The sequence below is a fragment of the Haloarchaeobius caseinilyticus genome (assembly GCF_051207395.1).
In the GTDB taxonomy this organism is placed as follows: Archaea; Halobacteriota; Halobacteria; order Halobacteriales; family Natrialbaceae; genus Haloarchaeobius.
Window position 1 is genome coordinate 875,415 of record NZ_JBPJZC010000003.1, and the last position, 22,303, is coordinate 897,717.

Genomic DNA, 22,303 nt, shown 5'->3' on the forward strand with positions numbered 1-22,303 from the left:
CGAGAGATTTCTCAGGACTGTTCTGCGACGAGGCGGTCGTCGATGTACGCGTGCAACCGTTCTCTGACGTGGTCGCCGACGTCGTCCATGCCGAGTGCGAGGTAACAGCCGGTCGGCCCGTCGGTCGTCGAGAGAATGTACGACGCTTCCGCGGTCGGGTCGACGTCGCGAAAGACACCACGCTCGATGCCTTCCGCGATGATGTCGGCGATTCTCGTGCGCACGTCGCGCTCGTAGGCGAGTAACGGCTCGCGAAGTGTCTCGTGTACGGTGCGTGTGAGAGGAGTTCCATCACGCCGATAGCCACGCCACGACGGTACTCGTCGTCTGGGTCGACCATGAGTCGGTCACAGACGTGGTGGAGTCGCTCTGCCGGGTCGTCGATAGCCATCTCGTCGAGATGTGCAGAGAGCCAGCCGGTCGAGGTTTCGAGGAACGCGACGACGAGGTCGTCTTTGGAGTCCTAGTAGTAGTACAGACTCGCCTCGCTCTTCTCGCTCTCCGCTGCGACTCGCTTCGTCGTCAGTCCCGCGTACCCGTGCTTCGAGAGGGCTTTCCGCACGGCTTCGGCGATTTCGGCCTTCGCCTCGGCGGGAACGTCGTCGCTCGCCATCGGCGAAGCCTATGACGGCACCCGGTTTAACCGTTGAGAAGTCTGGACTGCAGTGTTGAAGCCGATACGTAGTTCAGGCGGTCAGTTCCTGAATGCTGCCTTCGGGGTCGCGCTCGCGGAAAATCTGCCCCTCGAACAGCGTGACGACCACGTCCTCCTGTTGCCACGCCGTCGGCGGAAGGCCAGCTTTCCGGCAGACGCGACCGAGGTACTCCTCTTTCGACCAGCCGTGTTCGACCGGAACCGTCGGATAGAGCCAGCCCGTCGAGCTACCGGTATCGATGGCGACGCCGTGCTTGCCGAGTTCGAGGTCAGCCAGTGGGTCGTCCGTGAGAACGAGGTTACAGACACAACAGACAGAGACAGTGAGGTTGGACAGTTCCGAGGGTGTCACCTCGGAGCCACAGGAGTCCTCACTCGCGGCCTCGATAGCTGCGTCGACGATGACGTGCCCGAGCTGTTCGGTGGTCTCGTAGCCACCAGCACACCCACGGAGGCTCCCCCGGCCACGGGTAGATTCGAGCCGGACGAACGCACCAGTCCGGTTGTAGAAGGCATCTATCATACTTCCAGGCTGTTCGCGGCGACCGTTGGAGACGAACCCTTCGACGGCCTCTCGCGCCAGTTCGACGGCTCGTGCCCCGTCGTCGTACGTGAGATGGACGCTCTGTGCCTGCGACATACCACCAGTAAGGAGAGTCGCGCTCTTGAACGCTTTCGTTTCGCCTCGCCGCCTTTATGTGGGTGTGGAACGCGAACTTTCGCGGTTCACCCCCACTGCGTGTCTCGATTTCGACACGGATTCGCGCTCAAATCGGCAGTGATACGTGTGACCACGTATCTATCTCACTCTCCGAGAGTATATGTTCGTGCGACACGACTGACTCGTCCGGCTGGACCGAGGGACCGAGGTGTTTAAATCTGGAACGGGGATACGTGTTGTTGGTAGAGAGAGCCTGGCCGCCGCGGCACGCCTTCGGGCGTGTACCCGCGTCAGTTTCGCTGGCGCGCTCGCGAGGAAAGTCCCCCCACCGTCTGGACAGGTGACCGGATGCAAATCCGGAGCGGGAGACCGCTGGCTATGGAACAGAAACGATACCCCTCTCCCCGAGTGATGACGTGCGCGAACCGACCCGAGAGGGAAGGGAGCTAACCCACAGAACGTCGACGGGAGAGAACGGATGGAACGGCGAATCCTCACCGGTGCAAGTCCGTCCCACTATGGTAGTCCGGACACGGGAACGGACGCTTAGCCGAATGCCGGGCCGAACAGAAGGGGGCTTACTCCTCTCTGCCGCAGTAAAAACCGTGAGTGACGACGCCGGGTCGTCCCAGTTGTTTTCGGGCGATTGCTCCCCGCTCAGTCGTCGGCGAGGTCGTGGTCGTCGAGGTCGCCACCGTCGGGCTGCATGCCCGTCGGCGGGGTGGTCGGGCCACTGCTGCCTGCGCGGCTCATCCAGCTGTCGATGTGGCTGGCGACGTAGTCCTTGCTCCCCCACCCGATGGCGATACCGAGGCCGATGGCGAGTGCGGCACCGAGGCCGTAGGCGGCCGCCTGTGCGACGACGTACAGAATCGTCACGTCGAGCCCCATCGTGTCGAGGCCGATGACGATGGCGGTGAAGTAGAGGAACAGTCGCGTGGCCGTCGCGAAGAGGCCAGTGTAGCGCGACTCTTCTGTGGCCGCCCGGGTCCGGGTGATGGCGTCACCGATGAAGTCGGCGACGACGAACCCGAGGACGATGACGGCGAACCCGGCGATGAACGCGGGCAGGTACGAGGCGACCGTCGTGACCCACTCAGAGAGCGTATCGATGGCGAGGACCTCGGTGGCCGCGACTAACGTCACCGCGTAGACGAACCAGCGGGCGAGTGTCCCGAACGCGTTCGAGACCGCGCGCTCTGTCCCGCCGAGCATCCGGCCGAGGGGTGTCTTGAGGACTTGCTGGTCGAGTTCTACTTTGTCGACGGCCGTGGCGACGATTCTGCCCACGAGGCGGCCGACGAACCAGCCGATGACGAGGATGATGAGCGCGCCGATGATGTTCGGAATGTACGCCGCGACTTCCATCGCGACCTGTTCGACGACGCCCGGGAATTCTTCTACCTGAAGGATAACTGCTGTGGTAGACATGTTCGTGTATAAGGACGCGAGACAGGGATTTGGCGAGTGTCACCTTAGATAAGAAAGTTCGGCTGGCAGGTTCGAACCTGCGGCGTGCTGGAGGGTCCAACAGGCGGTTACCGCGACGACGAAACATCACGGGGTGGTAACGTTCTCCAGTCGGTGAGAATCGATAGCAGGCGTCGATTCGACATCGGCAGCAGTAGGTGTGGACTTCGGGCTACTCCTCGAACCCGTCTTCCCACCGGAACGTCCCGTTCTTCTGCACCACTTCGCCGTCGACTTCGATGTATGAGTCCTCGCTCATGTCGGTAATCATGTCGACGTGGACCGCCGAGTCGTTGCCTTCCTCGCCCTCGGGCAGGTTCGAGTCGTAGGCACGGCCGACGGCGAGGTGGATGGTGTCGCCCATCTTCTCGTCGAACAGGATGCTGTCGGTGAAGCGGTCGATGCCGCGGTTCATGCCGATACCGAGTTCGCCGAGTCGGCGTGCACCCTCGTCGGTCTCCAGGATGTCCTGCAGGACCGATTCGTTCTGTTCGGCGCTGTAGTCGACGACGTCGCCGTCTTCGAAGGTGAGGTGGACGTTTCGAACCTGCTTGCCGTGGAACGTCATCGGCACGTCGAAGAACACCTCGCCCTCGGTGTCGTAGGGGGCGGTGAACACTTCGCCGCTGGGCAGGTTGTGCGAGTCGTAGGCGACCGAGGCCGCGGAGTTGACCGCGGTTCGGTTCGCGATGGACATCGTGAGGTCGGTGTTCTCCTTCACGATGTGGACCTCTTCGCCCTCGTCGAGGACCGCTTTCATCTGGGCCATCTCGTCGGCCAGTTCTTCCCAGTCGCGCAGGACGGCGTTGTAGACGAAGTCCTGGTACTCCTCGAAGGCCATCCCGGCCTGCTGGGCCAGCGAGCGCGTCGGGTGGACCGTCGACACCCAGTCGGTGCCCATCATCGCGTCGCGAATCTGTTGGTTCGCCTTCGCGGACGCCTGTCGCGTCGCAGCCGGGACGTCGGCGTGGGCACTCGTGTTCCGCTCGCCACCCAGCCGGAGGTAGACATCAGCGTTCTCGAACAGGGCCAACTGATGGGCCGGGTCCTCGTCGAAGTCGCCGTCGTGGGCGGTGAGGTAGGCACGGCTCACTTCGCCAGAACTGTACTGCGTCGTCATGTTCGCGCCGCGTTCGCCCAGCTTTTCGGCGACGGCGACGGCCAGTTCGTGTGCGTCGGCACCCACGTTGACGACCACGTTGTCCCCGTCTTCGACCTGCGCGCTCCAGTCGACGAGCACCTCGGCGTGCTCGTGAATTCGCTCGTCCATGCTCCGACCCTCGGGTGTCGACGACAAAACTTGCCCGGAGTCAGTTCACACCGGCATAGCCCGGTCAGCCGGCCCACTCGCCCGGCACGTCGTCGCCGACCCGGTCGAGCCAGCGCTCGTAGCGTTCGGCACATGGGGGCGAGTGCTCGATGTGGTCGATGAAGCCTGCCCCGCCGTCCGAGACGGGCAAGCCACAGAACGGACAGCGCTCCGGGTCGTCCCACACTCGCTCGTCGAGTTGTTCCTCCCGCGGAATGGTTCGCAGGCTCATGCGAGGAGTACGCGACCGACGAGCAAGAGGGTTCGTTACTTCGAGGTGACTGTATAGCGCCCACCGACCTCGTTCGTGTTCAACTCGTCTGCACGCTTTTTCGCGTCCTTTCGGTCGTTGAAGGGACCCTCGAACTCGTGACCATCCACAGTGACGTAGTACTCTGGCATTCTCGCCATGGGTTTCACGCCAGTCGTTAAGTGTGTCACGGAAAGACGTAGCGAACAGTAGTGTCACGACTCGCCCCGGTTGCATCGACGACCGCGTCAGCACTCGACGGCTCAATTCGGAAGAAGTGGGGTGAACCGGAGTCGAACCGGTGATTTTCTCCGTGTAAAGGAGATGTCGTAACCAACTAGACCACCACCCCGCATTCGGGAGTATCAGAGCGGGCGGAATAACGCTTCCCTTTTGTCGGCGACGGAACTACGTCGTGTGTGGACAGAGAGCGCGCTTTCAACCTCCTGGCGCTGGCCATCGTCGCCGTCCTCGGCTTCGGACTCGTGTACTACGCTGGACTCGTCGAATTGCCGGGCGAGGACCAGTACGGGAACGGTACCGCAGTCGTCACAGACGAAGACGGGACGACGCTTGCGACCGTTCAGGTAGAGGTCTCCGACACTCGGCAGGAACGCTACACCGGCCTGAGCGACCACGAGTCGCTCGAATCCGGCCAGGGGATGTGGTTCGTCTACGACAGTGAACAGGGCGAGATGACCTACGTGATGCGGAAGATGGACTTCCCGCTCGACATCATCTTCGTCGGGTCGGACGGACGAATCACGAGCATTCACCACGTTCCCGCCCCCGAACCGGGACAGGACGGTGAAGAGATAACCGCGACCGGCTCCGGCCAGTACGTCCTCGAAGTACCCCGGGGCTACACGAACGAGACCGGTATACAGGTCGGCGACAGGGTCGACGTAACGTACGACAGCGAAGACGACGCAGACACCGAAAGCTGACGGCCCGCCGCGCCAGGCCACTGGCGAACCGCAACGACTACCCGATTTCGGCGAGCACGACCGGTATGGCAGACGCCGTGAGCCGACTGGCGGAACTCGACGGCTGGCAGGCGACCGACTTCGCGGCCCGCGTCCACTATCAGGGCGCTGGGGACCGCTACAGCATCGAATTCTACGCCCCGAGTGAGTGTGTGCTGTACTGGAAAGTCAAAGGCGACGGGGAAACCGCGGTTCCCGTCGGCCGAGACACCGTGCCCGACCCGCTCCGCGCGCGCATCCGTGAAGACCTCGCGGCGGCGGATATCGATTCTGCGCTCGAAGGACGACACCTTTGACATTTCGGATTAACGGGCCGTTCGGAGCCTCAGACGCCAGAATTATACAGCTAATCGAGTCATACCTATACCCCAGCGTGACGAAGATTGCGGTATGGTTGCTGTTGAGGAATCCCCCCTGTGCTGTGCTGCCTGTGGCAGAACCGTCTTCGACGGCGTAGCGTTTTTCACGTCTTGTGGTCGGTCGAGCGAAGACGGCGAGGCCGTCGCCGCAGACGTCGCCGCAGACGGCGTCGCCGCCGTCGCTGACTCTCGTCTCCTACTGACCGCGAATCCGCGACTCACGCAGGCCGTCGACGGTCGAGATTTCGTCCGTGCACCACGGTTCGTCGAGGAAGCAGACCGTGCGTTTTGCAGTCCGGAGTGTCGGGCTGGCTACTACGACAGACGCTGAACCGCCATCAGTCTCGCAGTCTATCTTGTACGTCTTCGCACTCGTGAGTCGGTCACTCGTCTGTCCCCGAGCAGTCGGGGAGATTCCGGCACTGTTTCGATTCGTAACAAGCCTTTTCAATTCGAAACCCTAGCAACAGGACAATGGACCTTCCGGAAGACGACGACCCGTTCGAAGAACAGCGTCAGCAGGCGGATTCCGCCATGCGACGACTGTTCTTCGAGTACGGGTCCAGAAACAAGACCGCGTTCGTCGTGGGGTTGGTGTCGAGCATCGTCGCTCGACTGCTCGACCTCATCCCGACGGTGGTGCTTACATTGGCTCTCGACTCGACACTGCAGGGGAACCGGACGTTCTCGATTCCCTTCGTTCCGCAGGCGTGGCTGCCACAGGACACCGCTGGACAGATGCTCCTCTCTGCTGGTCTCATCGCCTTCGGCTTCTTCGGCGGCGCAGCGTTCCACTGGACACGTAACTGGGGATGGAACTCCTTCGCTCAGAACATCCAGCACGACGTGCGGACCGACACCTACGACAAGATGCAACGGCTCAACATGGACTTCTTCGCCGACAAACAGACCGGTGAGATGATGTCCATCCTCTCGAACGACGTGAATCGCCTCGAACGGTTCCTCAACGAGGGGATGAACTCGATGTTCCGTCTCTCCGTGATGGTGTTCGGTATCGCGGCTATCCTCTTCTACTACAACTGGCAACTCGCGCTGGTCACCATCGGCGTCGTGCCACTCATCGGCCTCTTCACCTACCAGTTCGTCCAAGCCATCCAACCGAAGTACGCCGACGTGCGCTCGTCGGTCGGGAAGCTGAATTCCAGGCTTGAGAACAATCTCGGCGGCGTCCAGGTCATCAAGACCTCGAACACTGAGGACTACGAGTCCGACCGCGTCGACGACGTGTCCCACGACTACTTCGACGCGAACTGGGACGCTATCGGGACGCGAATCAAGTTCTTCCCCGCACTGCGCGTCCTCGCGGGTGTCGGCTTCGTCGTCACCTTCTTCGTCGGCGGCACCTGGGCCGTCTTGTGGGAGACGAATCAGACCGCCCCCTGGTTCTTCTCCGGGGAGCTCACCATCGGCCAGTTCGTCGCGTTCATCCTCCTCTCCCAGCAGTTCATCTGGCCGATGGCCCAGTTCGGGATGATCATCAACATGTACCAGCGTGCGCAGGCGTCCTCCGAGCGTATCTTCGGCCTGATGGACGAGCCCTCGCGCATCGAGGAAGACCCCGATGCCGACGATCTCGTCGTCGAGGACGGTGACGTGGTGTACGACGACGTGACCTTCGGCTACGACGAGGAGACCATCATCGAAGACGTCTCCTTCGAGGTCGACGGCGGCGACACCCTCGCACTGGTCGGCCCGACTGGGGCCGGGAAGTCGACGGTCCTGAAGCTCCTCCTCCGGATGTACGACGTGAACGAGGGCAGTGTCGAAATCGACGGACAGGACCTCCGCGACGTGACCATCCCGAGCCTGCGTAAGCACATCGGCTACGTCTCGCAGGACACGTTCCTCTTCTACGGAACTGTCGAGGAGAACATCACGTACGGGACCTTCGGTGCCTCCCGTGAGGAAGTCGTCGAAGCGTCGAGGATGGCCGAGGCGCACGACTTCATCCAGAACCTCCCCGACGGCTACGACACCGAAGTCGGCGAGCGCGGTGTAAAGCTCTCCGGTGGCCAGCGCCAGCGACTCTCCATCGCGCGTGCCATCCTCAAGGACCCCGAAATCCTCGTCCTCGACGAGGCGACTTCCGACGTGGACACGGAGACGGAGATGCTCATCCAGCGCTCCATCGACGAACTCGCGGCCGACCGGACGACGTTCGCCATCGCCCACCGACTGTCGACCATCAAGGACGCAGACACCATCCTCGTCCTCGAAGAGGGCCGCATCAAAGAGCGTGGGACACACGAGGAACTGCTCGGTAACGACGACCTGTACGCCCACCTCTGGGGTGTGCAGGCCGGTGAAATCGACGAACTCCCCGAGGAGTTCATCGAGCGCGCACAGCAGCGACAGGCCCGGACCGAAGTCGGCGACGACTGACCGGACGGCTGTTTCCGTTTTTCACTGCAACTGGTGGCACTGACTCGGCGTCGAACGCATCCAAAAAGTCGACCGCGAGTTCGTTCTGAGGACCGTTGCGACTGCAGGACTGTCTATCGCCAGGTGTCGAGGTCGGCCACGCTGTCGGCGTCGACCGTGATCCACGTCGTCAGCAGGTCGTCTTCGTCGACGTTCTTCGGGTAGACCGTGACCTCTGCACCGTCGTCGGTCGGCTCGACGATGGCGTCCAGTGCGTCCGCGTCAGCAGACTCGCGCTGTTCGTCGCGACTGGTACCAGCGTCGTGGAGGGTGTTCCGCGTCATGTGTGTCCTCGTCGCCACTTTCTGTGGCACATCCGTACGTTTTGCCAGTTAGTATAAAAACCACGGCCTAACCTCTCGTCCACTGAGAATCGACAGACGTAGACCGGATTCGCGTCGAATTCGCGACACTCCTTTTTGACGACCCAGACATGTTTGGGACCAGTGTGAAGGTACTGGTATCCGTACTATCAGTCGCGCGTTCTCCGCCAACCCGCCACGTATCCAGCAGGGGCCCACTACTGACAATTTTAATTATATCCATACTAGGTGCTAGAGTACATCCTAATACAGTAGTGCCTAGCTTCATATGCGATGCGTCCGTTCGAATGTGATATGTCGCGCGCCACCGACACGACACCGACGCCGAGCTGGAGCAATCCGAACGTCTGTCCGTTCTGCGACGCGGAGCTCGCAGACCCCGGCGCAGGGTTCATCGACCACCTATCCGACAGTGAGCACTGTGACTCCGGGTTCCAGCTGTGGCGTGGGAACATCGCCGACGACATCAGCGGCGGCTGGTCCGGGTGACGAGACGGCGCGAATACCGACGATTTCTTCTGCGACAACGGTGCGCTGATTAGCGACGCGGCCGTCGGCCGATGTATGCACCTCACCGATGTCTCGTGGACCGACGTTCGAGACACAGCTGCGGACGTGGCGCTCCTCCCCGTGGGCAGTACCGAACAGCACGGCCCACACGCACCGCTCGGCACCGACGCGATGAGCGCGGTCGAAATCGCCACGCGCGCCGAGGCGGAAGCCGACGAAGAACTCGTGGTCGCACCCGTCGTCAACGTCGGCGTCGCCGAAGAACACCGCCAGTTCGACGGGACGCTGTGGGTCTCGACGGACACCTTCCGCGCGTACGTCCGTGAGACCATCGAGAGCCTCGCCTTCCACGGCTTCGAGCGCGTCGTCGTCGTCAACGGTCACGGCGGGAACGTCCCCGCGATTCGAGAAGTCTGCGCACGAGTCACGCGCGACGGAACAGCCTACGCCGTCCCCTACACCTGGTTCGACACAGTCGACAGCGACCTCTTGGACGGACTCGGTCACGGCGGTCCCATCGAGACGAGCGTCGTGCAAGCCATCGACGCCGGGCTCGTCTACGAAGACCGGTTCGACGACGCTGCGGCTGGCGCAGGTGACGGTTTCGGCGAGTGGGTTTCGGGCGTGAACGTCGCCTACGACTTCGCAGAGTTCGCAGAAAGTGGCAACGTCGGCGACCCGAGTTCGGCGAGCGAGGAACGCGGCGAGGCGGTCCTCGACGACGCGGCGGCGAAGTTGCTGACGCTCATCGACGCTATCGACGCGCGCTGAGCGGTCGCTGTGGTCGGTGCGGTCGGTTCAAAATCGAGAATCGGATTACGCTTCTGCTTCTTCGGCGTCCGCGTCCGCATCGGCCTCGGCCTCGTCTGCGTCGTCTGCCTCGTCCTCTGCACCTGCGTCCTCCAGCGTGCTGCGGAGACCGGGGATAGTCGACGTGAGTTCGCCGACCTGTTCGCTCGCACTGCCGATGTCCTCCATGACCGCTTCGAGGTCTTCGAGTTCGGCTTCGAGGTCGTCGGCGTCCTCGAACGCCTCCGCACGCTTGCCCATCGTGTACCACTTCTTGGCGTCGCGGAAGTGTTCCTCGGCCTCGCCGGTGTCGAGTGCCGAGCGCAAGCCGTTCAGCACGCCGAGGACGTTCCCCGCGTCGGTCTCCCACACGTCGTCCGCCGCGGGGAGTTCCGCCCACGCCTTCTCCAGTGACGCTTCGACGTCCTCGCGCATCTCGGAGGCCGCCTCGCCGAACAGGTCGTCGTCGTCCAGGGTCGATTGACTCATGGCTACCGCTTCGACCGGGGGAAGGTTAAGTACCGGCCTGAAAGTGAAAGTGAAATCGTCAGCCACGGCCCTTCTCGCACGAACATAGCGAGCGGAAATCGAAACGAACCCCTCACACTGGTGGGGTATCGCCGCGCTCACGGTCGACGCCACCGCTCGCAGACCGCGTCAGTCCTCGACGGAGTCGACGCGCATCATCGGGTAGTCACCGTCCATCGCCATGCTCGTTCTGACCGTGGTTCCTTCGTACTCGATGACCATCTCGATGTCCGCGAAGCGGCCGGTGAACTCGGTGTACGCGGCGCTCATCTCGGCGAGTTCGTCGCGGATGCGGTCGGTCCGCATCGTCACCTGCACGTCGACGCAAAATGGCTGATTCTCGATGGCCTCCTCCATGGCCCGGCCGAGGCTCTCGGCGCTCTCGGGCGAGAGCGGCGTGCCCGCGAACTGGTGGTACAGCGTCCCGAACTTGATGCCCGCCTCGAAACAGGCCGTCTCGGCTTCCGTCGGAGTCATTCGTGGCTCTGGATTCGGGCGGTTTCAGCAAGGGCGTTCGGGTTCGTCGTCGTCGTCCGCGATATAGTTTTCAACCATCAGATATAACAGGTGGTATGGCGTTTCCACTCAGTACAAACTCGGCACTTCTGGAAGCCGTTCGAGACTCGTTCCGGGAAATCTTCGAACACCAGTACGAGGATGTGGTCGTGTATGGCGACCGGGAAGGTGAAGTCATCCTCCACGAGGGTTCTGTCCGAATGCGCGGGGATGGCTGGCTCGAACTGCCAACCGACCGACTCCTCTCTCCCGAAGCGGTCCACAACATCGATATCCGGGCAGCGTAATCGACCCAGAGTCTATGCTGGCCGTATGACCCGCACATACCGCTACTCTCACAACGCGACAACGTCGACGGTCCGAATCCGCGGCAGACTCGGCCCGACCTCTTCCCAAGCCGCACCGCGGTCGGTACTGACCACGAGACACGAGTCGTAGGTGTTGTGCGTCGCGTGGAACAGCACGCATGGCTCACGTGGATGCGTATCGAGGACGTTACAGCCGACCACGTCGGCGGGTGGGACCGCACCCAGACTGGTCCACGACTGGCCGTCGTCGTCGCTCGTCCAGAGGCCGACGTGTGCTTCACCTGTCTCGTACATCGCGTCGAGGTAGAGACGGCCGTCGACCCCGCGGACGAGTTCTTTCGCGTAGAGTTCGTCGAACCGAGCGACGTGGGTCCAGTCGGTGAGTTCCGGAAGCTGTGCGCGGTGCAGTCCGCCGGTCGAGTCCCCGGCGGTCCCGGTCGTGACGAGGACCGTGTCGTCGACGATAGCCGTGTCGTGGGCGTCGGTCTGCGGAAGCGCATCGTGCCACGTCTCGCCGCGGTCACGCGAGAAGACGATTGCCCCGTGTTCGACGGCCGCGACGACCGTCTCGCCTGCGACGCTGATACCGTGGACGTGGCCCGCCTCGAACGGTTCGTGGCCGAAGGACCAGTCCTCGCGTGAGGGCAAGTCGGCGAACTCGCCGACAGGTTCGAACCCCTCGCCGGGACGGCCGTAGTACAACCCCGGCGGCTCCGTCCCGACGTAGAGCGCGTCGGGGTCGGCCGGGTCGCGCGTGACACCCCAGACCCACTCTTCGGCGAAGCCCACGCGACGCGCACGGTCGCCCGCACGCGTGGTCTGGTGTAAACCCCACCCTCGCAACCCACAGCCAACCGCCGCCGTCGCGGGGTCGTCGGGATGGACAGAAACCTCCCTGACGGTCTCACCCGCGAGTGAGCGCCCGACACGCTCGACCCCTTCCCCCTCGATGTCGAAAACGAACAGTCCGTCGTCGGTGCCGACGTACGCTCGGCAGGAGTCGATAGCGACCATCTGGTAAAAATTGCCTGAGCGAGCGAAAGTACGCCGGGCATGAGTACCAAAGGTTGCCATGACCTGTGCGGAACCGGTCTTTTTGCGTTGGCACGCCAACGTCGAACCGTGACAGACGAGTCGACCGACGACGAATTCGTCGAGATTCCGGTCCGGGAGGCTGAGACGGCCGGCGAGTCCGAGAAACTCGTCGGACTGGTGCTGACGCGAGACATCTACGGTCGACCGAAGCGCAGCAAGTTCGTCGACCCCGAGCACCGGCGACGGCTACAGGTGCTGAAAGCAGTCGACCCGTTCGAGTACGTCCCTGAAGCGTATTCCGGCGGCCTCACCACCTATCAGGAGGAAGGCGGCCAGACACTGTTCGACCTGCTGTTCATCATCGACGAGGACGCGCCGCCAGGTGTCGAAAACGACGTACCCGTCGAAGTCGACGGTGTGCCGGTACACACACAGCGGGAGACGATAGGCGAGTTAAACCTACTGTAGCAGACTGAAAGTTTCACTTCCCCAGACGCCTGCAGGCAGCGTCCACACGGCCGCGACGAACCGTATCCTACTTACCGTCCCATTCCGTTTCATCGACCGAATGGACGACCCCGTACTGTTGACCGGCGCTGGTGGCCACGTCGGGACCGCGATTCTCGACGACCTCGCGGACGAGTACGAGTGGCGACTGCTCGACCGCGACCCGCCGACCGACGACGAGGAGTACCCCGGCGCGTTCGTCGTCGCGGACATCACGGACGAAGACGCGGTGCGAGAGGCAGTCCAGGGCTGTGGCGCGGTCGTCCACCTCGCGGGTGACCCGCGTCCCTCGGCCCCGTGGAATTCGGTCTTGCAGAACAACATCGACGGGACGCACAACGTCCTCAAGGCGGCGGCCGAAACCGACAGCGTCGAGAAGATCGTCTTCGCGTCGTCGAACCACGCCGTCGGCGCGTACGAGACCGACGAGCGAACCCCGGAGATGTACCGGCCGGACGACGACTTCCGCCTCGACGGCGAGGAACTTCCCCGCCCGAAGAACGTCTACGGCGTGAGCAAGGCGACGGGTGAGACGCTCGGGCGCTACTTCTACGACATGCACGACCTCTCGTTCGTCGCGGTCCGCATCGGCAACCTCACGAAGGGCCACCCGCCGAAGGACTACGAGCGCGGCCAGGCGATGTGGCTCTCCTACCGCGACTGTGCGCACCTGTTCGACTGCTGTCTCAAGGCAGAGTACGGCTACGAAATCGTCTACGGCATCTCCGACAACGACCGGAAGTACTACTCCATCGAGCGGGCGCAAGACGTACTCGGGTACGCACCGCTGGACAATTCGGCGAAGTTCGCGGACGAGGAGTAACGACGACGACTAACGACGACGGCCACCAGCACCGCGGCAACGACTAGCGTTCCTCGCCGACGTGACCGGGGCAACCTACCCGAACAATCCGTCCACGTCGCTCTCTCGATGCTCCCGCTTCGAGACGTGTCCACGGAGTCGCTGGTAGACGAGGTCGCGGTTTTCGGGGTCGGTGGCGAAGTCGACGACGAGCCTGACGAATCGCCCGCCCGTCTCGGCGGCGCGGTCGGCCTGCGCGAAGCCGATGGCCGACTCGACCACGTCCTCGTCGTACGGGCCGGCGTCGGCGTACACCCGGGCGGCGACCACGGCCTCCTCGAAGTCGAGGTCCGCGAGCGTGACGACCCGGCCCTCGTGCGTCAGCCTCGGCGGTGCGCGCCGGTCGACGACCGCTGGGTCGCGCGCGAGTTCGGCGAGGATGCGCCGACAGCGCGCCACGTCCACGCCACGGTAGTCGTCAGGCAGGCCAGCGAGGTACGCACCCGCGCTCTCGGCGAGGCCGACACATCCCTCCCAGTTCCGCTCACGGGCGTGGAAGTACGCCGCCGTGAACTGGATGAGCCCGTGGAGCAATCGCTCGTCGTCGGACCCCTCAGGCAGGTCGAGCCAGTGAGCTTCCCACGCGTCGTGCGCGTCGTGGAAGTCGCCCGCGTTGAACACGGCCAGCCCGGCCCGGAGATACGCACGCATGGTCGTCACTGTGCTCGGAGTCTGCAAAAGACTGTCCTCTCAGGAATCCTGCTGAGTCAGAAACCACCTCGTTTCTTCCTGAAACAGCCTCACGTACGGGATACCTGCTTCCCGTCACCCTTACGTTTCTTGGCACCATATTGATAGACACAAGAGAACACACAGCATAGAAAGATGCCGGCGTGTGACAGCTCTTTGGGGGAGAAACAACATGGAGGACAGGCGAACGTGCATCGCGTGCGGGACGCGATTCCAACTGACGGGCAAGTACTACGGGAACTACTGCAGTGAGTGCCACGACTGGTGGCTCGACGTACAGCGTGACCGCCCTTCGACACCGCGCCCGCTGCCGCGGCGTACCACCCGTCGCCACACCATACCCGTAGAGGAACCAGTCGACGAGGAGCGCGAAGACCTCGACAAGACGGAAGAGTGAGTCCTGTCGCGTCGTCGAGCTGGGGTGGCGACGGCGGACTGTTTTGCTGCTGCTACGGATGCTGTGTGCCCCAGAGGATACCGGCTCCGCTCGCGGTGTTGTGTTCGGCAGAAACGTCCTGACGGAGTCTCGTGCGACCAGCGGGAGCACGAGGCACGTTAGGTCGCGAATGAAATGAGCGTCCTGACGGAGATTTGAACTCACTCGCAGCGAAGCTGCTCGCTGCTCAAATCTCCGCTTCGAGTTTCGTTCAGCACAGACCGCTCGCTTCGCTCGCGGTGTTGTGCTGAAAGGAAACGTCCTGACGGAGATTTGAACTCCGGTCCCTGGCTCCGCAAGCCAAGAGGATAGTCCACTACCCTACCAGGACTCAATTACACGTACCGCCGACTACAATAAGAGGGTTACGATGTGCAGGCTCATCGACGACTGCGGACACGTGGCACGATTGTGGACTGGTAACCTTCCAAACTGAAACTCGCTTTTCACCGTGGGGAAGGGTTTTGAAATAAGGATTCCTCTGTGGCAGTATGAAGCGACGCCAGATGCTGAAACGGACGGCTGCACTCGTCACGACCGGTGCAATCGCAGGTTGTTTGAGCGATTCCCCCAGCGCAGGCGGCGGCGCTGAGGAGACTTCAGACACCGATTCCGACACCGAGACGGGTACCGACGAACCGACCGAGTCGACGCCAGCACTCGACGACCAGTCCATCGAGACGAAGTCGAGCGACTGTGGCAGTGGCGACGAGGCCGAGGTCTCGTTCGGCGACAGCGCGGTCGACGTGGCCGGGAAGATTCCCGCATCCGACCCGTGCCATCAGGCGACACTCGCGGACGTGACGTTCGACGCCGAGGCTGACGCACTGGTCGTCACGGTCGGCGTCGAAGACGATGGATCCGAGGGCTGTGCCCAGTGTCTCGCGACCGTGGAGTACGCCGCGAACCTGGGCTTCACCAACGGGCTCCCGGCGAACGTCGAGGTCAAGCACACCTCGCAAGGCGAGACCAAGACGGTCGCGAAACGGTCGCGGTAGACGGGCGGCGACACACTGAGAGTTTTTGTACCAACGGGCGGCTACGGTCGGTGATGGCCGCGCACAGGTACGGACTGAAATCGAGAGACAGGAGCGACTGCTCCCGCCAAGGACAACGCTTAAGCGCGCCGATTCCCTGCGAGATGATACGATTATGGGCGCGATAGAGGACGTCTACGAAGACCTCGATGCCGACGAGGTCACACTGGAGGAGTTCCGGGAGGCGGTGGAGGCAAAGGTCGAGCAGATGGGCGGACTCGCCGACGACGAGACGGCGGCGATGCTCATCGCGCACGAACTGGAGGACAAGGAGGTCAACGGCATCGCCGACATCGACCCCGGGATGCAGGAGGCGAAGTTCATCGCGAAGGTCGTCTCCATCGGCGAGGTCAAAACGTTCGAACGCGACGGCGACGACCCGGACGGGCGCGTCGTCAACGTCGAAGTCGCGGACGAGACCGCGAGCGTGCGGCTCGCGTTCTGGGACGAGAAGGCCGACGCCGTCACCGAAGAACTAGAAGTCGGCCAAGCACTTCGCATCAAAGGCCGTCCGAAGGAGGGCTACAACGGCCTCGAAGTGAACGTCGACGAGGTCGAAGTCGACGACGACGCAGAGGTCGACGTGGAGATTCTCGACACGTACCGCATCGACGACCTCTCGCTCGGACTGTCGGACGTGAACCTGCAGGGCCGCGTGCTGGATACGGAACCGGTCCGCACCTTCGACCGCGACGACGGCTCCGAGGGGAAGGTGTCGAATCTCGTGCTGGGCGACCCGAGCGGCCGCGTGCGCGTGACGATGTGGGACGGGCAGGCCGACACCGCCGACGAACTGGACGCCGGCGTCTCCGTCGAAATCGTCGACGGCTACGTGCGCGAGCGTGACGGGAGCCTCGAACTCCACGTCGGCGAGCGCGGCGCAGTCGAACAGTTGGAAGAGTCCATCGACTACGAACCGGAGAGCACTGCTATCGACGCACTCGAAATCGGCCAGACGGTCGACATCGCGGGCGTCATCCGCTCTGCGGACCCGAAGCGCACCTTCGACCGGGACGACGGCTCCGAGGGCCAGGTTCGGAACGTCAGGGTGCAGGACGACACGGGTGACATCCGCGTCGCACTGTGGGGCGAAAAGGCCGACTACGATATCGGCCCCGGCGACCGCGTCGCCTTCACCGATGTCGAGGTACAGGACGGCTGGCAGGACGACCTCGAAGCGTCGGCCGGCTGGCGTTCGAGCATCACCGTGCTCGACGACGATGCAGAGGTCGGCACTGGTGGCGGCGATTCGTCGGCCGACGACGGCGACGACGAACCGACCGGCCTCGACGCGTTTGGGAGTGACGTCGAGGGCGGGGCCAGCGGAGGCAATGCGAGCGACGACACCGACACGAACACGGCTGGGAGTGAGACCACGAGCGCGACCGGTAGCGGTGGCGCGACGGCCTCGTTGCAGGAAGAAGCCGTCGAGTTCACCGGCACCGTCGTGCAGGCCGGAAATCCGGTCATCCTCGACAACGGCGAGGAGACGATGAGTGTCGAGACCGACGCTGACGTCCACCTCGGGCAGGAAGTCACCGCACGAGGGACCGTCTCTGACGGGACGATTCACGCAGACGACGTGTTCTGAGGAAGTCTCGTCCGGTATCGGCGGCGATGAACGCGCCTACGGAAAACTACAAAGGGCCAGGCTGACTCGGTTTCGGGTATGAGCGTTGAGCTACCGTTCGCCCCGGTGGACTCCATTATACGACGGAACGCTGGTGACCTTCGGGTCAGTGCAGACGCGGCCGAGGAGTTGGCCCGTCGCATCCAGATACACGGTGCGACCCTCGCGGAGGACGCCGCCGAGGAAGCGACGGCGGACGGTCGGAAGACGCTGATGGCGTTGGACTTCGGGGTCGAGACGACGATCGACAAAGACGAGCTCAAACTCCCCATCGCCCCCATCGACCGCATCGCACGCTTGCACATCGACGACTCCTATCGCGTCTCGATGGACGCCAGAATCGCACTGGCCGACATCCTGGAGGACTACGCCGACAACGTCGCGGCCGCCGCGGCGAAACTCGCGCGCCACGCAGACCGACGGACCATCACGGGTGAGGACATCGAGACGTACTTCTCCCTGTTCGAATGAGATGAAATTCGGCTACAGCCCCCGCTGTCTGGACCACGACACCGGCCCGCGCCACCCGGAGACGCCGGACCGCCTCCGAGCCATCCGCGAGGGCCTCAAGCGAAAGCACGGCGTCGAGTACGTCGACGGCGACCCGGTCGACGTCCCGGCAGTCGAGGCGGTCCACGACGCGGACTACATCGAGAAGCTTCGCGAGTTCTGCGCCGACGGCGGTGGTGAGTGGGACCCAGACACCGTCGCAGTCGAGGACTCGTGGGATGCCATCCTCAAGAGTGCCGGGCTCGCGCGCTGGGCGGCCGAGACGGCACTCGACGGTGTGCAGGGTCGCGAGACGCCGTTTGCCATCGGTCGGCCGCCGGGCCACCACGCGGTCGAAGACGACGCGATGGGGTTCTGTTTCGTGAACAACGTCGCCGTCGCTGCCCAGTACGCACTGGACGAAGGCGACGCCGAGCGCGTCGCCATCGTCGACTGGGACGTCCACCACGGCAACGGCACACAGGACATCTTCTACGACCGCGGCGACGTGTTCTTCGCGTCCGTCCACGAGAAGGGTCTCTATCCCGGCACCGGCGAGGTCGAGGAAACCGGCGAGGGCGACGGCGACGGCGCGACGCTGAACGTCCCGCTCCCGGCCGGTGCGGGTACCGCCGACTACTGTGCCGTGTTCGAACGCTGCATCGAACCTGCACTCGACGCGTTCGACCCCGACCTTTTGCTCGTCAGCGCGGGCTTCGACGCCCACCGCCACGACCCCATCTCGCGGATGCGCGTCTCGACCGAAGGCTACGCGCTGCTCACCGACCAACTCCGCGACCTCTGTGACCGCGTCGAGATGCCCATCGCGTTCGTCCTCGAAGGCGGCTACGGCCTCGACGTGCTGGCCGACGGCGTCGCCATCGTCCACGAGACGTTCGACGGCCGCCAGCCTATCGAACCGGACGAAGACGTTTCAGCCGACGTGACGGAGCGAATCGAGACGATTCGCGACGTTCACGGGCTAGGCGAGAAGTAGTCCGCCAATTCGGTTCCGAACTCAGTAGCTAATTCTGTGACCTCGTCGCCGACCAGCACCGTGTATTCGTCGCGCAGACAGGACGCTACCTGCGTGCCGAGTGCCACGTCGAACAGCCGGTCCGATTCGAGCAGTGCTTCGGGCGTTCGCACGTCGCGCTCGCGCTCGACCACGTACCGGTCGTCGTCGACGAACGGCCCGTACGAATCCGCTTCGGCGTACTTCTGGTAGAACCCGGTCGCGTGCTGCCGGACGTGAATCGGCGGTCCCTCGTGGCGCTCGATAGCCGGCCGCTCGGACACGGCACACTCGACGAGGAGGATGGCGGTCTCGTCAGCGAACGCGGCCCACCGGAGCGGCTCGAACCCACGCCGGTCGAGTTCGCTGACGACGCCCGAGAGCGAGCGTCGGAGTTGTGGCCACAGCTGGTCTTCGACCACGTCCGGCGGTGTGAACCGCACCGCGACTGGCCACGTGCCGCGGCGGTCGAGGTGAACCTGCACGGCCTCGGCGTCGAGCGGGGCTGGTGACTCGGGGAAGAACCGCTCGACAGTTGGGTCAGCAAGCAGCGCCCGGGCGTGGTGTTGCAGTCGCGCGACGTTGCGCGGCGCGAGGACGGCCGCGACGTTCCGTTCGGGGTCGGTCGGGTCGATGACGACCAGCGGGTCGTCGAACGACCGGGCCGCGTGGTCTTCCGGGTCGTGGTGAATCGGTGGCTGCCAGTCCGCGGCCGCCTCGACGAACTCGTGGAAGCCACCGTATTCGAGAACCAGCAGTTCGGTCAGGTAGCCCGAGAACCCCTCCGTCTTGAGGTCGCTCCCGTAGATGCCGATACCCTTCAGGAACTGCTTCGCCACCCGCACGTCCGCGGCGAGGCCGTCGTCGAGTTCGCCCAGTAGCCACTCGTTGTGAAACGGCGTGCGGTCGACCGCCGACTGGATGTCGGTCGCTTCGGGCACCCGGAAACACGGCACGAGGTCCACGTCGAACCCCTCGAACTCACCTTTGATGTACGGGTGTTCGGCGTACTCCTCGTGGCCATCGGGGAGGACCTCGTGACCGACTGCCAGCCCGTAGCGCTCCAGCGTTTCGCGGTCGAGGTCCGGCGGAAACCGCACGAACACGTCGATGTCCCGGTCGCCCGAAATCCACGTCCCACGTGCGGTCGACCCGACCTGCATCACGTCGGCGTCGGCACAGTACTCGTGGACTGCGTCTTCCGCTCGCTCGACGATGTCGGCTGCTGCCTCCCGGAGCGTCTCTCGCTCCGTCGGCGAGGGGTCGACCCGCTCGCGGACCGCCGCTACCGTCTCCTCGAACGCGTCGTCGCTCATGCTGTCCCGCTACATGGCCGCTCGCTGAAAGCGTGTCGATGGGAGCGTACGCCAGTGGATACCGTGGTACACCGCCGCCCTAAAGCGAAAGTCTCTTTATATCCCGCGGGACTATCTGTAGTTGCAGTAAGCCGTCATAGCTCAGTTGGTAGAGCACCACGCTGTTAACGTGGTGGTCCCAGGTTCGAGCCCTGGTGACGGCGCTTCTACTGAACTCGTTCGACTAGTCCTCAGTTTATCTGTTACAACTCGTTGAAGGAGGGGATAACGGCGAAGACAGTCGGTTCGTAATGTTGATACGGAACGGTAGTGAACGACCAGACACAGGGCCCTTAGCTTAGTCTGGTTTAAAGCCCCCGGCTCATAACCGGGTGATCGCTGGTTCGAATCCGGCAGGGCCCATCGATTCTGCGAGGAACGGAGTGACGAGCGAATCGTAGAATTCTGTTGGATTCGAGCCAAGGAGCGAACGGAGTGAGCGACCGCAGTTCGTACTCCGGCAGGGCCCATGATTTTCTGCGAACACCAGTGAGCAGTGAGACTTGCCTCGTCGACGGTTCGAAGAAGGTACCCGAGTCGATTGATTTCGGTCGTGACAGTCACTGAGAGCAGTAAAATCGGCCATGCTCGTCGCGCACGTACCTACAGTTGCAATGCCTCGAAGAAGAGCGGCTAGACGGGCGCGACGGGACGCGAAAGTTGAGTGGGACCGGTACCAGATGACCCAGAAACTGCTCACCATCGGCGACGACTACTTCGTCGAGGACCAGTCTGGCCAGCAGCGGTTCCACATCGACGGAAAGGCGCTTCGTGTTCGCGACACGCTGTACATGACCGACCGACAGAACCAGGACGTCTACAAGTTCAAAGAGCGGGTCGTCCGCATCAAGGACACGATGACCATCAGCAAGAACGGACAGGATGCGGCGACGGTGCAGAAGGCGCTCATCACCCCGCTTCGCGACCGGTTCACCGTCTCGGTGGCTGGTGGGAAACCGCTCGAGGTGAAAGGGAACGTCCTCGACCACGAGTACAAACTGCTTCGGAACGGGGAGCGAGTCGCCGAGGTTTCGAAGCGGTGGTTCAGAGTTCGAGATAGCTACGGTATCGAGGTATCCCCAGAATTCGACCAGGGTCTCGCCGTGGCCTGTGCCGTCGCAATCGACATGATTGCACACCCGAACCGGTGACCCACCGGTCGACACCGTCTCACTCTCGTCGATGGCTCGCCATCGGCACCCTTCTCAGAGCAGCGAGCGAATGAGTCGAAGCGGGAACGTGACGATAGCGATGACGAGGCTCACCAACTCGCGGGCGAACGACCGGAGTGTTCTCAGCATGGTCGAAGCGACGCGTCGTGGTCAGAACTCGGTCCGGCTTGTGGCTGCAAGGCGTTCAGGTGCTCTCTGGAGGAGCACTCACTGGATTTGTAGACACGTCGACGTTTCGAACGACGGCCCCAGTGTGGTAGCGACCACCGGGGTGCGGTCACATCGAAATCCTTTTTTATGTCATCGCCGGAGTAAGCAGTGTAAGCCGCCTTAGCTCAGACTGGGAGAGCACTCGACTGAAGATCGAGCTGTCCCCGGTTCAAATCCGGGAGGCGGCATAGCGTTTTTCCTCGGACCACAATTGCACGACGAGAGCGTCTTCTCTCGATTTCGCCGCGCATATCCCGATGAGATTTGACCATCTTTTTACTCGCGCCCCGACGCCGTCTGGCGCTTCACTCACATTTGACCCGTAGCGCCTAAGAAATTACTCGAATCTTTTCACTCACTTTCAAAAACCTCGGAGACGGGCTCGTGCGGCTCGGTGAGACCAAGAAGGCCATCACCGACGGATGGCTCCCGTCTAGAGATTTCAAGGCTCTCGGAGGAATCTAATGCTTCCGGGCGGCGTACCGCGATCCCGAGCGATGAATCCGATACCACACCCCTTCATCGGCCACTTCACAGCCTTAACTCCGACGTCGTACTTCTCCGTGATGTCCCGATATGAAGTCAACTCGAATAAATCCCGTAAATCACTACCCTCGCAGCCTATTTGACACTCAGTTCCTCTCACAGCACGGAGGCAACTCTTCCTCGGCCGCGACTGAATCACTACTGAATTCAGCGGTACCTCCACACTCTCTCTGTTTCTCTGATTTACCCGAATAGTTGATAATCTATTCTTTG

28 protein-coding genes, 5 tRNA genes and 1 other RNA gene are annotated in these 22,303 nt (G+C 62.9%); 19 read left to right on the forward strand and 15 right to left on the reverse strand.

All coding sequences use genetic code 11. The features are described 5' to 3' along the window. Positions 1-11: 11 nt before the first annotated feature. From ACSC1P_RS17025 to ACSC1P_RS17035, 3 genes are all read right to left on the reverse strand, one after another. Positions 12-224 (reverse strand): hypothetical protein, encoded by a 213-nt coding sequence (locus tag ACSC1P_RS17025; RefSeq protein WP_435361392.1) that lies wholly within the window; start codon positions 222-224, stop codon positions 12-14. 239 nt (positions 225-463) lie between these two features. Continuing rightward, positions 464-613, reverse strand: a complete 150-nt coding sequence (locus ACSC1P_RS17030; RefSeq protein WP_435361393.1) for a TetR family transcriptional regulator — start codon at positions 611-613, stop codon at positions 464-466. Between the two features lie 73 nt (positions 614-686). Further along, positions 687-1,295: a TIGR00296 family protein gene (locus ACSC1P_RS17035; RefSeq protein WP_435361394.1), complete on the reverse strand. Its 609-nt coding sequence runs from the start codon at positions 1,293-1,295 to the stop codon at positions 687-689. A 262-nt stretch (positions 1,296-1,557) separates the two neighbouring features. On the opposite strand from ACSC1P_RS17035, the gene rnpB reads away from it, so the two are divergent. Beyond that, positions 1,558-1,909: RNase P RNA component (rnpB, locus tag ACSC1P_RS17040), an RNA gene on the forward strand. A gap of 64 nt (positions 1,910-1,973) precedes the next feature. Here the strand turns inward: rnpB and ACSC1P_RS17045 are convergent. The 5 genes from ACSC1P_RS17045 to ACSC1P_RS17065 all read right to left on the reverse strand — a co-directional run bounded on the left by ACSC1P_RS17045 (position 1,974) and on the right by ACSC1P_RS17065 (position 4,697). Further along, complete coding sequence (locus tag ACSC1P_RS17045; RefSeq protein ID WP_435361395.1) at positions 1,974-2,747, reverse strand: mechanosensitive ion channel family protein; 774 nt, start codon at positions 2,745-2,747, stop codon at positions 1,974-1,976. Between the two features lie 211 nt (positions 2,748-2,958). Then, positions 2,959-4,056 carry an aminopeptidase gene (locus ACSC1P_RS17050; protein WP_435361396.1) on the reverse strand — a complete coding sequence of 366 codons (1,098 nt, stop codon included), beginning with the start codon at positions 4,054-4,056 and terminating at the stop codon, positions 2,959-2,961. A 64-nt stretch (positions 4,057-4,120) separates the two neighbouring features. Further along, positions 4,121-4,327, reverse strand: coding sequence for a DUF7501 family protein (locus ACSC1P_RS17055; RefSeq protein WP_435361397.1), 207 nt, complete (start codon positions 4,325-4,327; stop codon positions 4,121-4,123). A gap of 35 nt (positions 4,328-4,362) precedes the next feature. Next, positions 4,363-4,497, reverse strand: a complete 135-nt coding sequence (locus ACSC1P_RS17060) for a hypothetical protein (RefSeq protein WP_435361398.1) — start codon at positions 4,495-4,497, stop codon at positions 4,363-4,365. Positions 4,498-4,623: 126 nt separating this feature from the next. After that, positions 4,624-4,697 (reverse strand) — tRNA-Val (locus ACSC1P_RS17065). Between the two features lie 67 nt (positions 4,698-4,764). Here ACSC1P_RS17065 and ACSC1P_RS17070 point away from each other — a divergent pair. The 4 genes from ACSC1P_RS17070 (at position 4,765) to ACSC1P_RS17085 (ending at position 8,093) form a co-directional block, all read left to right on the forward strand. After that, positions 4,765-5,292: a DUF192 domain-containing protein gene (locus tag ACSC1P_RS17070; RefSeq protein WP_435361399.1), complete on the forward strand. Its 528-nt coding sequence runs from the start codon at positions 4,765-4,767 to the stop codon at positions 5,290-5,292. Positions 5,293-5,357: 65 nt separating this feature from the next. Next, positions 5,358-5,627, forward strand: a complete 270-nt coding sequence (locus ACSC1P_RS17075) for a DUF7538 family protein (protein ID WP_435361400.1) — start codon at positions 5,358-5,360, stop codon at positions 5,625-5,627. A 94-nt stretch (positions 5,628-5,721) separates the two neighbouring features. After that, on the forward strand, positions 5,722-6,021 hold the full coding sequence (locus ACSC1P_RS17080; protein WP_435361401.1) for a hypothetical protein: 300 nt from the start codon (positions 5,722-5,724) through the stop codon (positions 6,019-6,021). A gap of 143 nt (positions 6,022-6,164) precedes the next feature. Then, complete coding sequence (locus ACSC1P_RS17085; protein WP_435361402.1) at positions 6,165-8,093, forward strand: ABC transporter ATP-binding protein; 1,929 nt, start codon at positions 6,165-6,167, stop codon at positions 8,091-8,093. Positions 8,094-8,206: 113 nt separating this feature from the next. Here ACSC1P_RS17085 and ACSC1P_RS17090 read toward each other — a convergent pair whose 3' ends face one another. After that, positions 8,207-8,416 (reverse strand): DUF7511 domain-containing protein, encoded by a 210-nt coding sequence (locus ACSC1P_RS17090; RefSeq protein WP_435361403.1) that lies wholly within the window; start codon positions 8,414-8,416, stop codon positions 8,207-8,209. Positions 8,417-8,749: 333 nt separating this feature from the next. Between ACSC1P_RS17090 and ACSC1P_RS17095 the strand changes: the two genes are divergently transcribed. Together ACSC1P_RS17095 and ACSC1P_RS17100 are read left to right on the forward strand one after the other, a co-directional pair. Then, positions 8,750-8,944 carry a DUF7501 family protein gene (locus tag ACSC1P_RS17095; protein WP_435361404.1) on the forward strand — a complete coding sequence of 65 codons (195 nt, stop codon included), beginning with the start codon at positions 8,750-8,752 and terminating at the stop codon, positions 8,942-8,944. 75 nt (positions 8,945-9,019) lie between these two features. Beyond that, complete coding sequence (locus tag ACSC1P_RS17100; RefSeq protein ID WP_435361405.1) at positions 9,020-9,736, forward strand: creatininase family protein; 717 nt, start codon at positions 9,020-9,022, stop codon at positions 9,734-9,736. A gap of 45 nt (positions 9,737-9,781) precedes the next feature. Here the strand turns inward: ACSC1P_RS17100 and ACSC1P_RS17105 are convergent, their stop codons facing one another. Then, positions 9,782-10,243: a DUF5790 family protein gene (locus ACSC1P_RS17105; protein WP_435361406.1), complete on the reverse strand. Its 462-nt coding sequence runs from the start codon at positions 10,241-10,243 to the stop codon at positions 9,782-9,784. 168 nt (positions 10,244-10,411) lie between these two features. Continuing rightward, entirely contained in the window at positions 10,412-10,759 is a 348-nt protein-coding gene (locus ACSC1P_RS17110) for a dihydroneopterin aldolase family protein (RefSeq protein ID WP_435361407.1), read from the reverse strand. A gap of 95 nt (positions 10,760-10,854) precedes the next feature. Here ACSC1P_RS17110 and ACSC1P_RS17115 point away from each other — a divergent pair, with 95 nt between their 5' ends. After that, positions 10,855-11,085 carry a hypothetical protein gene (locus ACSC1P_RS17115; RefSeq protein ID WP_435361408.1) on the forward strand — a complete coding sequence of 77 codons (231 nt, stop codon included), beginning with the start codon at positions 10,855-10,857 and terminating at the stop codon, positions 11,083-11,085. 48 nt (positions 11,086-11,133) lie between these two features. On the opposite strand, the gene ACSC1P_RS17120 is transcribed toward ACSC1P_RS17115, so the two are convergent. After that, positions 11,134-12,120 carry a sialidase family protein gene (locus ACSC1P_RS17120; protein WP_435361409.1) on the reverse strand — a complete coding sequence of 329 codons (987 nt, stop codon included), beginning with the start codon at positions 12,118-12,120 and terminating at the stop codon, positions 11,134-11,136. 108 nt (positions 12,121-12,228) lie between these two features. Between ACSC1P_RS17120 and ACSC1P_RS17125 the strand changes: the two genes are divergently transcribed. Together ACSC1P_RS17125 and azf are read left to right on the forward strand one after the other, a co-directional pair. After that, entirely contained in the window at positions 12,229-12,609 is a 381-nt protein-coding gene (locus ACSC1P_RS17125) for a hypothetical protein (protein WP_435361410.1), read from the forward strand. Between the two features lie 100 nt (positions 12,610-12,709). Then, positions 12,710-13,471 carry an NAD-dependent glucose-6-phosphate dehydrogenase Azf gene (gene azf / locus ACSC1P_RS17130; protein WP_435361411.1) on the forward strand — a complete coding sequence of 254 codons (762 nt, stop codon included), beginning with the start codon at positions 12,710-12,712 and terminating at the stop codon, positions 13,469-13,471. 75 nt (positions 13,472-13,546) lie between these two features. Here azf and ACSC1P_RS17135 read toward each other — a convergent pair whose 3' ends face one another. Continuing rightward, on the reverse strand, positions 13,547-14,161 hold the full coding sequence (locus tag ACSC1P_RS17135; protein WP_435361412.1) for a DUF309 domain-containing protein: 615 nt from the start codon (positions 14,159-14,161) through the stop codon (positions 13,547-13,549). A 211-nt stretch (positions 14,162-14,372) separates the two neighbouring features. On the opposite strand from ACSC1P_RS17135, the gene ACSC1P_RS17140 reads away from it, so the two are divergent. Further along, positions 14,373-14,597 (forward strand): DUF7564 family protein, encoded by a 225-nt coding sequence (locus tag ACSC1P_RS17140; protein WP_435361413.1) that lies wholly within the window; start codon positions 14,373-14,375, stop codon positions 14,595-14,597. 297 nt (positions 14,598-14,894) lie between these two features. Here the strand turns inward: ACSC1P_RS17140 and ACSC1P_RS17145 are convergent. Continuing rightward, positions 14,895-14,967, reverse strand: a tRNA-Arg gene (locus tag ACSC1P_RS17145). A gap of 160 nt (positions 14,968-15,127) precedes the next feature. On the opposite strand from ACSC1P_RS17145, the gene ACSC1P_RS17150 reads away from it, so the two are divergent. The 4 genes from ACSC1P_RS17150 (at position 15,128) to ACSC1P_RS17165 (ending at position 18,789) form a co-directional block, all read left to right on the forward strand. Next, on the forward strand, positions 15,128-15,634 hold the full coding sequence (locus tag ACSC1P_RS17150; protein WP_435361414.1) for a hypothetical protein: 507 nt from the start codon (positions 15,128-15,130) through the stop codon (positions 15,632-15,634). A 154-nt stretch (positions 15,635-15,788) separates the two neighbouring features. Then, the gene (locus tag ACSC1P_RS17155) at positions 15,789-17,264 is read left to right on the forward strand and encodes a single-stranded DNA binding protein (RefSeq protein WP_435361415.1); all 1,476 of its coding nucleotides are present in this window, start codon (positions 15,789-15,791) and stop codon (positions 17,262-17,264) included. Positions 17,265-17,342: 78 nt separating this feature from the next. Continuing rightward, on the forward strand, positions 17,343-17,774 hold the full coding sequence (locus ACSC1P_RS17160) for a histone family protein (RefSeq protein ID WP_435361416.1): 432 nt from the start codon (positions 17,343-17,345) through the stop codon (positions 17,772-17,774). A 1-nt stretch (position 17,775) separates the two neighbouring features. After that, entirely contained in the window at positions 17,776-18,789 is a 1,014-nt protein-coding gene (locus ACSC1P_RS17165; protein ID WP_435361417.1) for a histone deacetylase family protein, read from the forward strand. Here ACSC1P_RS17165 and cca read toward each other — a convergent pair. Further along, positions 18,768-20,123, reverse strand: a complete 1,356-nt coding sequence (cca, locus tag ACSC1P_RS17170; RefSeq protein WP_435361418.1) for a CCA tRNA nucleotidyltransferase — start codon at positions 20,121-20,123, stop codon at positions 18,768-18,770. The two genes, ACSC1P_RS17165 and cca, sit on opposite strands and share 22 nt — an antisense overlap. Positions 20,124-20,253: 130 nt before the next feature. Here cca and ACSC1P_RS17175 point away from each other — a divergent pair. From ACSC1P_RS17175 to ACSC1P_RS17190, 4 genes are all read left to right on the forward strand, one after another. Then, a tRNA-Asn gene (locus ACSC1P_RS17175) sits at positions 20,254-20,326 on the forward strand. A 123-nt stretch (positions 20,327-20,449) separates the two neighbouring features. Then, positions 20,450-20,525 (forward strand) — tRNA-Ile (locus ACSC1P_RS17180). Between the two features lie 317 nt (positions 20,526-20,842). Next, complete coding sequence (locus ACSC1P_RS17185; RefSeq protein WP_435361419.1) at positions 20,843-21,313, forward strand: LURP-one-related/scramblase family protein; 471 nt, start codon at positions 20,843-20,845, stop codon at positions 21,311-21,313. A 345-nt stretch (positions 21,314-21,658) separates the two neighbouring features. After that, positions 21,659-21,732 (forward strand) — tRNA-Phe (locus tag ACSC1P_RS17190). The last annotated feature ends 571 nt before the right edge of the window (positions 21,733-22,303 follow it).

Bases quoted from the DNA above. Each gene is read 5' to 3' on its own strand.
- ACSC1P_RS17030 (WP_435361393.1), bottom strand. From the start codon at position 613: ATGGCGAGCGACGACGTTCCCGCCGAGGCGAAGGCCGAAATCGCCGAA.
- ACSC1P_RS17035 (WP_435361394.1), bottom strand. From the start codon at position 1,295: ATGTCGCAGGCACAGAGCGTCCATCTCACGTACGACGACGGGGCACGA.
- ACSC1P_RS17045 (WP_435361395.1), bottom strand. From the start codon at position 2,747: ATGTCTACCACAGCAGTTATCCTTCAGGTAGAAGAATTCCCGGGCGTC.
- ACSC1P_RS17050 (WP_435361396.1), bottom strand. From the start codon at position 4,056: ATGGACGAGCGAATTCACGAGCACGCCGAGGTGCTCGTCGACTGGAGC.
- ACSC1P_RS17055 (WP_435361397.1), bottom strand. From the start codon at position 4,327: ATGAGCCTGCGAACCATTCCGCGGGAGGAACAACTCGACGAGCGAGTG.
- ACSC1P_RS17060 (WP_435361398.1), bottom strand. From the start codon at position 4,497: ATGCCAGAGTACTACGTCACTGTGGATGGTCACGAGTTCGAGGGTCCC.
- ACSC1P_RS17075 (WP_435361400.1), top strand. From the start codon at position 5,358: ATGGCAGACGCCGTGAGCCGACTGGCGGAACTCGACGGCTGGCAGGCG.
- ACSC1P_RS17080 (WP_435361401.1), top strand. From the start codon at position 5,722: ATGGTTGCTGTTGAGGAATCCCCCCTGTGCTGTGCTGCCTGTGGCAGA.
- ACSC1P_RS17085 (WP_435361402.1), top strand. From the start codon at position 6,165: ATGGACCTTCCGGAAGACGACGACCCGTTCGAAGAACAGCGTCAGCAG.
- ACSC1P_RS17090 (WP_435361403.1), bottom strand. From the start codon at position 8,416: ATGACGCGGAACACCCTCCACGACGCTGGTACCAGTCGCGACGAACAG.
- ACSC1P_RS17095 (WP_435361404.1), top strand. From the start codon at position 8,750: ATGTCGCGCGCCACCGACACGACACCGACGCCGAGCTGGAGCAATCCG.
- ACSC1P_RS17100 (WP_435361405.1), top strand. From the start codon at position 9,020: ATGCACCTCACCGATGTCTCGTGGACCGACGTTCGAGACACAGCTGCG.
- ACSC1P_RS17105 (WP_435361406.1), bottom strand. From the start codon at position 10,243: ATGAGTCAATCGACCCTGGACGACGACGACCTGTTCGGCGAGGCGGCC.
- ACSC1P_RS17110 (WP_435361407.1), bottom strand. From the start codon at position 10,759: ATGACTCCGACGGAAGCCGAGACGGCCTGTTTCGAGGCGGGCATCAAG.
- ACSC1P_RS17115 (WP_435361408.1), top strand. From the start codon at position 10,855: ATGGCGTTTCCACTCAGTACAAACTCGGCACTTCTGGAAGCCGTTCGA.
- ACSC1P_RS17120 (WP_435361409.1), bottom strand. From the start codon at position 12,120: ATGGTCGCTATCGACTCCTGCCGAGCGTACGTCGGCACCGACGACGGA.
- azf (WP_435361411.1), top strand. From the start codon at position 12,710: ATGGACGACCCCGTACTGTTGACCGGCGCTGGTGGCCACGTCGGGACC.
- ACSC1P_RS17135 (WP_435361412.1), bottom strand. From the start codon at position 14,161: ATGCGTGCGTATCTCCGGGCCGGGCTGGCCGTGTTCAACGCGGGCGAC.
- ACSC1P_RS17140 (WP_435361413.1), top strand. From the start codon at position 14,373: ATGGAGGACAGGCGAACGTGCATCGCGTGCGGGACGCGATTCCAACTG.
- ACSC1P_RS17150 (WP_435361414.1), top strand. From the start codon at position 15,128: ATGAAGCGACGCCAGATGCTGAAACGGACGGCTGCACTCGTCACGACC.
- ACSC1P_RS17155 (WP_435361415.1), top strand. From the start codon at position 15,789: ATGGGCGCGATAGAGGACGTCTACGAAGACCTCGATGCCGACGAGGTC.
- ACSC1P_RS17160 (WP_435361416.1), top strand. From the start codon at position 17,343: ATGAGCGTTGAGCTACCGTTCGCCCCGGTGGACTCCATTATACGACGG.
- ACSC1P_RS17165 (WP_435361417.1), top strand. From the start codon at position 17,776: ATGAAATTCGGCTACAGCCCCCGCTGTCTGGACCACGACACCGGCCCG.
- cca (WP_435361418.1), bottom strand. From the start codon at position 20,123: ATGAGCGACGACGCGTTCGAGGAGACGGTAGCGGCGGTCCGCGAGCGG.
- ACSC1P_RS17185 (WP_435361419.1), top strand. From the start codon at position 20,843: ATGACCCAGAAACTGCTCACCATCGGCGACGACTACTTCGTCGAGGAC.